Origin of the sequence: Streptomyces sp. 8L (assembly GCF_020176795.1) — a bacterium.
Taxonomy (GTDB): domain Bacteria; phylum Actinomycetota; class Actinomycetes; order Streptomycetales; family Streptomycetaceae; genus Streptomyces.
Window position 1 is genome coordinate 1 of sequence record NZ_JAIUKE010000222.1, and the last position, 11664, is coordinate 11664.

An 11664-nucleotide genomic window follows, 5' to 3' on the forward strand; every position below is an offset into this window, starting at 1 on the left:
CCCCCCCCCCCCCCGGCCCGCCGGGGGGGCCCCCCCCCCCCGCGCGGCCGCGCCCCCCGCCCCCCCCCCCCCCCCCCCCTCGCGCATGCCCCGGTGCGTCCGCTCCGTGTGACGGCTCGGCGGCTCCCGGGGCCCGCGCGGCGCGTCAGTTGTGGCCGAAGCGCTTCTGCCGCTTGCCGTGGGCCGCGGTGTCCGGGGCCGTGAACCTGGCCTGTTCGGACTCCGTCATCTTCTCGGTGACGGCGGACTTGGCCGGGGCGGCCGTGCGCTCGTCCGCCTGCGCCTTACTTCGGTCGCGGTTGCGGTTCTTGGCCATGGTGTGCCTCCTGAAGGGGTTTAGGGGCCAGGGCCGTTGCCAGACTCACACGGTGGGAAAAGTGCCGCATTTTGGATCATTGCCGTGCGTAGTGATGCCTAGTCACGGGGGGTTACCGGCGATACGCCACGCCGATGATCCAGTTCGGGACCTTAAGGCTCCTCCGGTCGGGCAGACTCGAACCGGACCCGAAGCACTCCCCCTCCGATCCCGAGGTTCCGAAAGAAGGTGGAACACGTGGACCGCTGCGTCGTCCTGGTGGACGCCGGCTATCTGCTGGGCGCCGCCGCGAGTCTCCTCGCCGGAGAACCCGCACGCTCCCGCATCACCGTCGACCACACCGCACTGATCAGGGGCCTGCGCGAGCGTGCCGAGGAGGAGACGGAGCGCCCGTTGCTCCGCATCTACTGGTTCGACGGCGCGCCGGACCGGGTTCCCCAGCCCGAACACCGCAGGCTCCGCGTGATGCCCCGGGTGACCGTCAGGCTGGGCGCGCTGACCAGGAGCGACGGCAGGTGGGCGCAGAAGGGCGTCGACGCGGCGATGCACGCCGAGCTGACGGAGCTGGCCAGGAACCGCGCCTGCTCCGACATCGTGCTCGTCACGGGGGACGGGGATCTGCTGCCGGGCCTGATGTCCGCGAAGGAGCACGGGGTCGCCGTGCACCTGTGGGCCGTGCAGGCCGCGGACGGCGACTACAACCAGTCCGAGGACCTCGTCGCGGAGGCCGACGAGCGGCGCGTGCTCGACCGCGGCTGGATCACCCGCGCCGTGCGCGCCAGGGACCTCGGGATCTGTCCGCCCGCCGGGGCCACCCGGCCGGACATCGCCGCGATCCTCGCCGCGCCGCTGCCCGAGTCGGCGCCGGGCGGCCACGAGCACCGCGCCCCTCGCCCCGCGGAGAGCGAGGGGACCCCGGCCGACTCGGCGGAGAGCGAGGGCGACGCACCCGAGCAGCCGTCGCCCGCGGGCAAGGCGGGCGTCCCCACGCCGAAGGACCTCGCGGGGCTGCGCGGCCCGCTCGGCCAGCCGCAACAGCCCCAGCCCCAGCAGTCCGTCGGGGCGGCGACGCTGCGCTGGTCGTCGGACAAGGGCTGGGTCGTACGGCCGGGCGGCGGCGCGGGCGAGCCGCCCGAGACGGCGTCGCTGCCGACGCTCGCCCAGCTCACCAGCGCGGAGCAGCGCTGGGCTGACCGCGAGGAGGACATCACCACCGTGGGCGGCGACCCGTTCGAGGTGGGGCAGGTCTTCGCGCGCCGCTGGATGGGGCGGCTCGGCGAGGAGGGCCATGTGGCGGCGCTGTCGGCGCTGTATCCGCGCATCCCGCACCGCATCGACGGCGAACTGCTGCGGTACGCGGCCCGCTTCGGCCTGCTCGCCCACAAGGACGACCAGATCGACGAACACGACAGGTACGCGATCCGTGCGGGCTTCTGGCGTGAGATCGACGTCACCGCAGCGGCCGGCCACCCCTCGGAACAGGCCTGACGCGGGCTGCCCCGGGGCCGGGCGCGCACCGTGCCACGGGGCGGGCGCGCCGTGCCCGGGACCCGAGGACGAGGTGACAGGCGGACCACGTAATCTCGTACCTCGTGAGTACGGTGTGCGAGGTACGCGATCTGGTGAAGACGTACCCCGCCGCGCGCGGCAGGCGCGGCGCCCCCGGCACGCCGGAGGTGCGCGCCACCGACGGGATCAGTCTCGATGTGCGGCGCGGTGAGATCTTCGGACTGCTCGGGCCGAACGGAGCGGGCAAGTCCACCCTCGTACGGCAGCTCACGGGCCTGATGCGGCCCGACGGCGGCAGAGTCGTCATGCTCGGGCACGACCTGGTGCGCCACCCGGAACGCGCGTCCCGGCTGATCGGCTACCTCGGCCAGGAGTCCAGCGCGCTGGACGAACTGACCGTCTCGCTCGCCGCCGAGACGACGGGCAGGCTGCGGGGCCTGCCCCTGCACCGGGCGCGGGCCGAGCGGGACGCGGTCCTCGCGGAACTCGGTCTGACCGAGATCGCGGGGCGCCCGCTGAAGAAGCTCTCGGGCGGCCAGCGGCGGCTCGCCTGCTTCGCCGCCGCGCTGGTGGGCGAGCGTCCCGTCCTCGTGCTGGACGAGCCGACCACCGGCATGGACCCCGTCGCGCGGCGCGCCGTGTGGGCGGCGGTCGACCGGCGGCGCGCCGAGCACGGTGCGACGGTGCTGCTGGTGACGCACAACGTGATCGAGGCGGAGACCGTGCTCGACCGGGTGGCCGTGCTGGAACGCGGCCGGGTGATCGCCTGCGGCACGCCGGCCGAGCTCAAGCAGCAGGTCGCGGGCGAGGTGCGGGTGGAACTGGTGTGGCGGGAGCGGGCCCCGCTCGAGGTGCCCGAGGTGGCGGCGCTGCGCGGCTTCGCCCAGGAGTCCGGGCGCCGCTGGGTGCTCAGGCTGGCGCCCGACGAGGCGCGCGCGGCGGGCGCCGCGGTGACCGGTGGCGCCGCGTTCGCGGCGCTGGACGACTTCACGCTGGCCACGCCGAGCCTGGAGGACGTGTACCTGGCGCTCGGGGGACAGACGAAGGGGCTGGTGAAGGCATGAGGGGTGACACGGTGTGAGCGTTGTGCCGACGGAGTCCGCGGACACGGACGCCGCCCCCGGAGCCGTACGGGGCGGACGGCGGGCCGGTACGGTGCGCCCGGCCCCCGCTGCCCCGCGGCCCGCGCAGCTGGCACCGCGGGCACGGCTCCTGCCCTCGATGTCCGCGGTCTACCGGGCGCAGCTGTCGCGGGCGCGGGTGGCCAGGATTCCGCTGCTGTTCGTGGCGACCTTCCAGTCCGTCGGGATCATGATCCTGATGCGGGGAGTCGTCGACGGCGGGGACGGCGGTTCGGGGGCGCGGGCCGTGGTCTCCGGGTCGAGCGTGCTCGTCGTGGCGTTCGTCGCGCTGAACCTGCTGGCCCAGTACTTCGGCCAGCTGCGGGCCAGCGGCGGCCTCGACCACTACGCGACGCTGCCGGTGCCGCCCGCCGCCGTGGTGCTGGGCGCGGCGGGGGCGTACGCGTCCTTCACGGTGCCGGGCACGGCGGTGATGGCGGTCGTCGGCAGCGCGCTGTTCCAGCTGCCGCTGAGTCATCTGTGGGTCCTGGCCGCGGTCATTCCGCTGGCGGGCGCGGCGCTCGCCGCCCTCGGCGCCGCGTTCGGCCTGCTGGCGCCGCGCCAGGAGGTCGCGACGCTGCTGGGACAGCTCGGCATGTCGGCGGCGCTGCTGCTGGGCGTGCTGCCCGCCGACCGGCTGCCCGAGCTGATCCGCTGGGCGCGCGACCTGCTGCCGTCCACGTACGGCGTGGAGGCGCTGGCCCGTACGTTCGACGCGCGGCCCGACTGGTCGGCGGTGGGGCTGGATCTGACCGTGTGCGCCGCGGTGGGCGTCGTGTCGCTCGCCGTGGCGACCTGGGCGTACCGGAGGGCCGCCGTCCGCTGAGGCGGAGACCGGCGGGCCCCGGGTGGCCGTGGCGCCGGTGCCCTGCCGGAGCGGCGCACAGGCATGTTTGGCAGGATGGCACGGTGAACGCACCGTTGACGCCTCCGCACCCCTCGTCCCCGGACCCCTGGCAGCAGCCCGAGGGCGCCGTGCCAGGCGACGGGTCCTGGCCCGAGCAGCCGGGGACACCGGAAGGACCCGGCACGAGAGCGGAGCTGGCGCAGGCAGGCCTGGTGCTGGTCGCCGCGGCCGTGGCCGGGCTGCTGCTCGGCGCGCTGTGGGTGTGGCTGGCCCCGAGGGTGCCGCTGACCTCGGACAGCACGGCGGTCCTGCTGAAGGACGTCGAGGGCGAGGAGGCGATCGGCGCGGACGGAACGTTTGTCCTGCTGGCGCTGGCCTTCGGTGTGGTGAGCGCGGTCGCGGTCTTCCTGTGGCGCAGGCGGGGCGGGGTGCCGCTGGTGTTCGGGCTGGCGCTGGGCGGCCTCGCGGCGTCCTTCGTCGCGTGGAAGTTCGGGGCGGCGCTGGGGCCGACGACGGACGTGGTCGCACACGCCAAGCAGGTCGGCGTGGGGCACACGTTCGACGCCCCGCTCGAACTGGGCATGAAGGGCGCGCTGCTGGCCTGGCCCGTCGCCGCGACGCTGGTGCACCTCGGCCTGACGGCCGCCTTCGGTCCGCGCGACCCCGAGCCGTACGCCGAGCCCGGGGCGTTCCCCGAGTCCGGGAGGTTTTCCGACTCCGACGGGGAGTCCGGCACGTCCCGCTGAGCCCGCGCCCGCCGAGAGCCCTCCGCCGAGCCCGTTTCCGGCGGCGCCCCGGGTCCGTAGCCTGCGGCGCCCCGGGTCCGCTGCCGGTGCTGCCGGCGACGCCCCCGGGTCCGCGGAAGACGGCCGGCCCGGAGGCGCTCAGGCCCCCGGTGCCCTACGCCTCCCCCGCCGCGATGTCCTCCAGGAACGCGAGCGCGATCTGCCAGGTGCGCTCGGCGGCGGCCTCGTCGTAGTCCTCCGACGCCGGGTCCGTGTACAGGTGGCCGACGCCGGGATAGCGGAAGATTTCCACATCGGCGCCCGCCCGGCGCATGCCCAGGTACCAGGCCGTCAGCCAGTCGTGCGACTCGAACATGTCCGGGTCCGCGACATGGAGCTGCACCGGCAGGTCGTCCACCGCCGCCCCGTCCGCGATGTCGGACGTACCGTGCAGCAGGAGCAGCCCGCGCGCCTTCTCGTCGCCGAGCGCGAGGTTCTGCGCGATCGACCCACCCAGCGAGAAGCCCGCGTAGACGAGTCCACGGTCCGAGTAAGGCGCGGCGGCGGCCACCGCGCGCCGCAGCAGCTCGTCCGCGCCCGCCTTGTCCTTGATCGCCAGGCCCTCGTCCATCGTCTCGGCGGTTTGCCCCTCGAACAGGTCGGGCACGCGCACGGAATGCCCGGCGCCGCGGAGCCGCTCGGCCGCGTCGTGGACAGCCGGGCGCAGGCCCAGCGCCGAATGGAACAGCATGATCTCCATCCGGCCATCCTGCCATCGCCGCCATACCGGTACCTGACGACGAGGGGATCATGAACGAAGCACTGCGACCGCTGACCGTCCTCGGCGGCTCGGTCGGACTCACCCTGCTGCTCGGCTGGGCGGCGGACATCGTGCTGCGGCGCCTTGACGAGCGCCACCACGAGACGCCCTTGTGGGGACTGCTGCGGCGGTGCCGGGTGCCGCTTCAGGTGGTGCTGCTCACGGCGCTGCTGCGCGGCAGCTACCGGCAGACCCACGGGGCGTTCATCGCACACAACGACAACCGCATCGGTCAGCTCCTTTCCCTGGTGCTGATCGCCGCGGGCGCCTGGCTGCTGATCCGTATCGCGTCGGCGGCCGTCGAGTCGTCGTACGCGCGGTACGCGTCGGCCACCCGCGACCCGATGCGGGTCAGGCGTGTCCGTACGCAGGTCCTGCTGATCATGCGGATCGTGACGGCGGTCGTGGTGGTCGTGGCGGTCGCGGCGATGCTGCTGACCTTCCCCGACATGCGGGCGATCGGGACATCGATGCTGGCGTCGGCGGGCATCATCGGCATCGTCGCCGGTGTGGCGGCGCAGTCGACACTGGGCAACCTGTTCGCCGGGTTCCAGATCGCCTTCGGCGACATGGTGCGGATCGGCGACACCGTGGTGGTGGACGGCGAGTGGGGCGTGATCGACGAGGTGACGCTGACGTATCTGGCCGTACGCACCTGGGACGAGCGGCGCATCACCATGCCGGTGTCGTACTTCACCAGCAAGCCGTTCGAGAACTGGTCGCGCGGCGGCGCGCAGATGACCGGCACGGTCTTCTTCCAGCTCGACCACTCGGCGCCGATCACCCTGATGCGCCAGAAGCTGCTGGAGATCCTCCAGGGGTGCGAGGCGTGGGACGGCCGGGCGTGGAGCCTGGCCGTGACGGACACGACACCCACCTCGATCGAGGTGCGGGCGGTCGTCACGGCGAAGGACGCCGACGACATCTGGACCGTACGGTGCGCGGTGCGCGAGCAGCTGATCACCTGGCTGGCCGACCAGCACCCGTACGCGCTGCCGCATGTGGCGACGGCCCAGGCGCCGGCCCCGCACGAGGACCGGTTCCCGCACGCGGACGGCGTCCCCACGCCGCGTCTGCGCCGGGCGGGCGCCCAGCGCGAGACGGCACCGCCCGACACCGGCCGCGGCTGAGGCGGGCACCGCACAGGGCGGGAGCACCCGTCCGGCGAGGCCGCCCCCGCCCGGTCACCGCATGGAGCGCACGTCCAGGTGCCGCAGCACCCGGTCCACGATCTCCGGGTCGGCGCCGGGCTCGCTCCGCGCCGACAGCACCTCGTGCCGCGCCGCCGACATCATGTCCCGCTGGACCTTGCGCAGCGTCTGGACGTACGCCACGCGCCGCGCGGCCCACTCCCTGCGCTCGTCATCGACTATGTACGGGCTGATCCTCGCGCCGATGTCGAACGCCGTCCGGGTCAGCCGCTCGCTGATCTCGTCCGGCAGGTCCTCCACGTTCTCGATCTCCTTCAGACGGCGCCGCGCCGCCCGCGCGGCGCGTACCGCGAGGTCGTGCTCCAGCTTGCGTTCCGCGTCCGCGTCGGCCGTCACACCGAGCTTCCGTACGAGCCAGGGCAGGGTCAGCCCCTGGATCACCAGCGTGGCCATGATCACGGCGAACGCGATGAAGACGAGCTCGTCGCGCCCGGGGAACGCGTGTCCGTCGTCCGTGGTGAGCGGCACCGCGAGCGCCAGCGCCACCGATGCCACGCCCCGCATCCCCGACCACCACATGACGACGCTCTCGCGCCAGCTCATGGGGATCTCCTCGTCCAGGTCGCGCAGGCTGTGCAGTCTCTTCGACACCCACGCCGCGGGCAGCAGGTACAGCAGCCGCACGACCACCACGACGCCCACGACGGCGCCGCCCCACAGGATCATGTGGGTCTCGTTGCCCCGGCCCATGCCGAACGCGTTGTGCAGTTCGAGGCCGATCAGGCCGAACGCCACGCCGGTGACCAGGGTGTCGACGATCTCCCAGAAGGAGTTCCCGGCCAGCCGGCCCATCACGTCGTCGGCGTCCGCCGTGTGCTCCGCGAGGAACAGCGCCGTGGTGAGGACGGCGAGCACGCCCGAGCCGTGCAGCTCCTCCGCGAGCACGTAGGCGACGAAGGGCACCAGCAGGGTCAGCCCGATCTGGAGCGTGGGATCGCCGAGGAGCGACATCAGCTTGTTGGACAGCCAGCCGAGGGCGAGGCCGAGGACGACGGCCACCACCGCGGACAGCACCAGTTCCCCGGCGGCCACCGGCCAGGAGAACGTGCCGCTGACGACCGCGGCGATCGCCACGTGGTACAGCACGATGGCGGTGACGTCGTTGAAGAGCCCCTCGCCCTCAAGGATCGACACGAGGCGCCTGGGCAGCCCCAGCGATCCCGCGACGGCGGTCGCCGCGACCGGGTCGGGGGGCGCCACGAGCGCGCCGAGCGCGACCGCCGCCGCGAGGGGGAGCCCGGGCACGATCGCGTGCGCGACGACGGCGACGGCGGCGGTCGTGATGAAGACCAGGGCCACGGCCAGCACGAAGATGGGCCGCTTGTTGGCCGCGAACTGCCGCCAGGAGGTGCGCTGCGCCGCCGCGTAGAGCAGGGGCGGCAGCAGCAGCGGCAGGATGAACTGCGGCGGCACCTGCACGTTGGGTACGAACGGCAGGAGTGCGAGCACGATCCCGATCAGGGTCATCAGCACGGGCGGTGGCAGCCCGATCCGCTCCCCCAGCGGCACCGTCACCACCGCGCCGAGCAACAGCACGAACAGCAGCGACAGCTGATCCACGGATATGCCTCCGACGAGAGTCACGGCGGCCTGTGATCGAACCGCCCCAGCCTGCCACGGGGAGGCCTCGATCTGCCGAAGGCCCCACCCGACGCGCACGGCCGGCGCCGCCACCGCACGCGCGCGGCGGCGTCACACCGACCGTCTTCACACCGACCGTCTTCACACCCCCCGTCACCGCTCCGACCGCACCACCCCGACGGGGTCAGCCCGCTCGCGTCACCTCGGCAGGGTCACAGCGCGCGGCGCATCGAGCGGTGCGGAATGCCGGCGTCGAAGAACTCGTCGCCGTACGCCTCGTATCCCAGCCGCTCGTAGAAACGCAGCGCGTGGGTCTGCGCGTGCAGGTCGACCGCGCCGAGCCCGGCCGCCCGTGCCGCCTCCTCGATGGCGCGCACCAGCGCCGCGCCGACGCCCGCGCCGCGCGCGGACGCGAGCACGGCAAGCCGCCCGAGCGCCCCGACCCGCCCGTCGCCGCCGGTGACGTCCGCCGCGCCCGGCCCGTACAGCAGCCGTCCCGTACCGAGCGGGGTCCCGTCCGGGGCGGTCGCGAGCACCTGGAGCGCGTCGCCGTCCCTGCCGTCGTACTCGAGGTCCTCCGGCACACCCTGCTCGCGGACGAAGACCTCCTTGCGCACCGCGCGACACGCTTCCAGGTCGCGCGGGTCCCGAACCACCCGTACGACGGGCGGCGGGGCGGTGCCGGTCATGCGTTGCTCTCCTCACGGACCGTGTCGAGCGCGGCCTGGAGATCCGCGGGGTACGGGCTGGCGAACTCGACCCACCGGCCGTCGGCGGGGTGCTCGAAGCCGAGGCTGACCGCGTGCAGCCACTGGCGCGTGAGCCCGAGGCGCTTCGCGAGCGTCGGGTCCGCGCCATAGGTGAGGTCGCCCACGCACGGGTGACGGTGGGCCGACATGTGAACCCTGATCTGGTGCGTACGGCCGGTCTCCAGCTTGATCGTCAGGAGCGACGCGGCGCGGAACGCCTCCATCAGGTCGTAGTGCGTCACGGACGGCTTGCCGTCCACGGTGACCGCCCACTTGTAGTCGGCGGTGGGATGGCGGCCGACGGGCGCGTCGATCGTGCCGCTCATCGGGTCCGGCAGGCCCTGGACGAGCGCGTGGTAGCGCTTGTCGACCGTACGGTCCTTGAACTGGCGCTTGAGCAGCGTGTACGCGCGCTCCGACTTCGCCACGACCATCAGGCCGGACGTGCCGACGTCGAGCCGGTGCACGATGCCCTGGCGCTCGGCCGCGCCCGATGTGGAGATGCGGTAGCCCGCGGCGGCGAGCCCGCCGATCACGGTCGGCCCGCGCCAGCCGGGGCTCGGGTGCGCGGCGACGCCGACCGGCTTGACGATCACCACGATGTCCTCGTCGTCGTGGACGATCTCCATGCCCTCGACGGGCTCGGCGACGATCTGCACCGGCGCGGCGGCCTCGGGCATCTCGACCTCCAGCCACGCCCCTGCGGTGACCCGGTCCGACTTGCCCACCGGGGCGCCGTCGACCTGCACCTTGCCCTGCGCGGCCAGCTCCGCCGCCTTCGTACGACTGAACCCGAACACGCGTGCGAGGGCGGCGTCCACACGCTCGCCCTCAAGACCGTCGGGTACAGGGAGTGTTCTGATGTCCGGAATGATGGCCGTCCCGTGGTGAAGGTTTCCTGGGCCGCGTCAGTTCCGGTGGAGCGTCCCGTCCGGGTCGAGCCCGCGGAACGACAGCAGCACCACAAGGATGCCACCGCAGGTGATGGCGGAGTCCGCCAGGTTGAACACGGCGAAGTGCGCGGGGGCGATGAAGTCCACCACCGCGCCCTCGAAGAGCGACGGCGCCCGGAAGATCCGGTCCGTGAGATTGCCGAGGGCGCCGCCGAGCAGCATGCCGAGCGCGATGGCCCAGGGCAGGCTGTAGAGCTTGCGGGCGAGACGGGCGATCACCACGATCACGGCGGCCGCGATGATGGTGAAGATCACCGTGTACGCCGTGCCGACGCCGAAGGCCGCGCCCGGGTTCCTGATCACCTTCAGTTCGAGGGCGTTCCCGAGGACCTTGACCGGCTCGTGGTATTCGAGCTTGGCCACCACGAGCAGCTTGCTGCCGAGGTCCAGGAGGTAGGCGACGGCCGCCATCGCGAAGAGCGCGACAACCCTGCGCCGCCCCTGGGGCCGCTCGGCGGGAACGGTGGTCCCCGCGGCCTCAGGGGTCTCGGAAGCCTCGTTCTCATTGGGCGTACCGATGATGCGCTCCGCCTCTGCCACGTGAGTCCCTCGACAAGCTAGCTGCGAACCCGCGGGTCCCTGGCGGGCCCTGCTGGTGCCTGTGTGATGACGAGCGTACGACACGGGCGGGGCCGCCGGGGGGCGCGGTCAGGCCCTCCGCTCCTGTTTCTGCTTGTCCTCCACGCACAGGGTGGCCCGGGGGAAGGCCTGCATACGGGCCTTGCCGATCGGCTTGCCGCACACCTCACACAGGCCGTATGTGCCGGCGTCGAGGCGGTGCAGGGCACGCTCGGTCTGTTCGAGCATCTCGCGCGCGTTGCCCGCGAGGGCCATCTCGTGCTCGCGGGTGATGTTCTTCGTACCGGTGTCGGCCTCGTCGTCACCCGCGCCGTCCGCGGAATCACGCATCAGGCCGGCGAGAGCGCGCTCGGAGGAGGTGATCTCGGCGTCGAGCCGGGCCACCTCGTTCTCCAGGCCGGTACGCGCCTCGGCGACTTCTTCCTCCGACCAGGGGTCCTCGCCCGGCCGGACCGGGAGCTCGCCGGGTGCCACCGGCGCCACGACCGGCGCCGAGGCCGCCGTCTCGTCCGGGCCCGCCGTGCCGCCACGGCCGTCCGCGGTCTTCTTCGCTGCCACCGTATGGGCTCCTGTCTTCTCGACGGCCGCTTCCGCGGCCCTGTCCGCACCGGACTCACGCCCGGCCGGTCCCCCGCCCGTACCCCCCGCCACCGCGTCCTGGGCGGCGGCGGGACCTCCGGCTGCGCCCTCATGCCCCGCCGGCGGGGCCTGTCCGGCGCCCGTCCTCCGCGCCGCCGTTCTCGCGCTTCCGGCGCTCTTCGCCGCCTTCTTCGCGCTCCCCGCGCCCGTCCGCTTCGCCGCCTTCTTCCCGCTGTCGCCGCTCTTCGTACCCTCGCTCGCGGCCGTCACGGTCTTCTTCGCCGCTTTCTTCGCTGTCTTCTTCGCGCTCCCGGCGCTCTTCGCCGCCTTCTTCGCGCTCCCCGCGCCCGTCTGCTTCGCCGCCTTCTTCGCGCTCCCGGCGCTCTCCGCGGCCTTCCTGGCCGGTTTCTTCCCGGGCGCCGCCCTGCCCTTCCCGGGCGTACTCCTCTCGCTCCCACCGGATTCGCCGGGCTCACCGGACCCACCGGGTCCCTGAGTCCCACGCGTCTCCTCGGTTTCCGCGGCGGGGTCGGACGCCGCGGATTTCCCCCTGGTCGTCCTCTTCGCCACCATGGCCGCGGCCCCTCACATCTCGTGATCGTGCCCGCAAATCGTGTTGGGACGATAAATCGACACCAGCTCAGCGGCAACGGGGCACGCCGCCCCTTTTGTTC

Annotated in this window: 12 protein-coding genes; 5 read left to right on the top strand and 7 right to left on the bottom strand. The window is 73.3% G+C overall.

The annotated features are described in order from the left end of the window. Positions 1 to 145: 145 nt before the first annotated feature. Positions 146 to 316 (bottom strand): hypothetical protein, encoded by a 171-nt coding sequence (locus tag LCE31_RS19360; protein ID WP_225015825.1) that lies wholly within the window; start codon positions 314 to 316, stop codon positions 146 to 148. 228 nt (positions 317 to 544) lie between these two features. Between LCE31_RS19360 and LCE31_RS19365 the strand changes: the two genes are divergently transcribed. The 4 genes from LCE31_RS19365 to LCE31_RS19380 all read left to right on the top strand — a co-directional run bounded on the left by LCE31_RS19365 (position 545) and on the right by LCE31_RS19380 (position 4539). After that, positions 545 to 1804, top strand: a complete 1260-nt coding sequence (locus LCE31_RS19365; protein ID WP_225015827.1) for an NYN domain-containing protein — start codon at positions 545 to 547, stop codon at positions 1802 to 1804. Between the two features lie 113 nt (positions 1805 to 1917). Continuing rightward, positions 1918 to 2889 (top strand): ABC transporter ATP-binding protein, encoded by a 972-nt coding sequence (locus tag LCE31_RS19370; protein WP_225015840.1) that lies wholly within the window; start codon positions 1918 to 1920, stop codon positions 2887 to 2889. Positions 2890 to 2902: 13 nt separating this feature from the next. Further along, the gene (locus tag LCE31_RS19375) at positions 2903 to 3772 is read left to right on the top strand and encodes an ABC transporter permease (RefSeq protein WP_225015829.1); all 870 of its coding nucleotides are present in this window, start codon (positions 2903 to 2905) and stop codon (positions 3770 to 3772) included. 83 nt (positions 3773 to 3855) lie between these two features. Continuing rightward, positions 3856 to 4539: a DUF2567 domain-containing protein gene (locus LCE31_RS19380; protein WP_225015831.1), complete on the top strand. Its 684-nt coding sequence runs from the start codon at positions 3856 to 3858 to the stop codon at positions 4537 to 4539. Between the two features lie 154 nt (positions 4540 to 4693). Here the strand turns inward: LCE31_RS19380 and LCE31_RS19385 are convergent, their stop codons facing one another. Further along, a complete protein-coding gene (locus tag LCE31_RS19385) occupies positions 4694 to 5278 on the bottom strand; it encodes a dienelactone hydrolase family protein (RefSeq protein ID WP_225015833.1) in 585 nt (194 codons plus the stop codon). A gap of 50 nt (positions 5279 to 5328) precedes the next feature. Between LCE31_RS19385 and LCE31_RS19390 the strand changes: the two genes are divergently transcribed. Next, positions 5329 to 6468 (top strand): mechanosensitive ion channel family protein, encoded by a 1140-nt coding sequence (locus LCE31_RS19390; protein ID WP_225015836.1) that lies wholly within the window; start codon positions 5329 to 5331, stop codon positions 6466 to 6468. A 54-nt stretch (positions 6469 to 6522) separates the two neighbouring features. On the opposite strand, the gene LCE31_RS19395 is transcribed toward LCE31_RS19390, so the two are convergent. From LCE31_RS19395 to LCE31_RS19415, 5 genes are all read right to left on the bottom strand, one after another. Then, positions 6523 to 8109 carry a Na+/H+ antiporter gene (locus tag LCE31_RS19395; protein WP_225015841.1) on the bottom strand — a complete coding sequence of 529 codons (1587 nt, stop codon included), beginning with the start codon at positions 8107 to 8109 and terminating at the stop codon, positions 6523 to 6525. A 233-nt stretch (positions 8110 to 8342) separates the two neighbouring features. After that, entirely contained in the window at positions 8343 to 8819 is a 477-nt protein-coding gene (locus tag LCE31_RS19400) for a GNAT family N-acetyltransferase (RefSeq protein ID WP_225015837.1), read from the bottom strand. Next, positions 8816 to 9754 (bottom strand): RluA family pseudouridine synthase, encoded by a 939-nt coding sequence (locus tag LCE31_RS19405; RefSeq protein WP_225015842.1) that lies wholly within the window; start codon positions 9752 to 9754, stop codon positions 8816 to 8818. Before LCE31_RS19405 ends, LCE31_RS19400 begins: the two co-directional genes overlap by 4 nt. Before the next feature lie 33 nt (positions 9755 to 9787). Continuing rightward, on the bottom strand, positions 9788 to 10372 hold the full coding sequence (lspA, locus tag LCE31_RS19410; protein WP_225015838.1) for a signal peptidase II: 585 nt from the start codon (positions 10370 to 10372) through the stop codon (positions 9788 to 9790). A gap of 108 nt (positions 10373 to 10480) precedes the next feature. Then, positions 10481 to 11563 carry a TraR/DksA C4-type zinc finger protein gene (locus LCE31_RS19415; RefSeq protein WP_225015839.1) on the bottom strand — a complete coding sequence of 361 codons (1083 nt, stop codon included), beginning with the start codon at positions 11561 to 11563 and terminating at the stop codon, positions 10481 to 10483. Between the last annotated feature and the right edge of the window lie 101 nt (positions 11564 to 11664).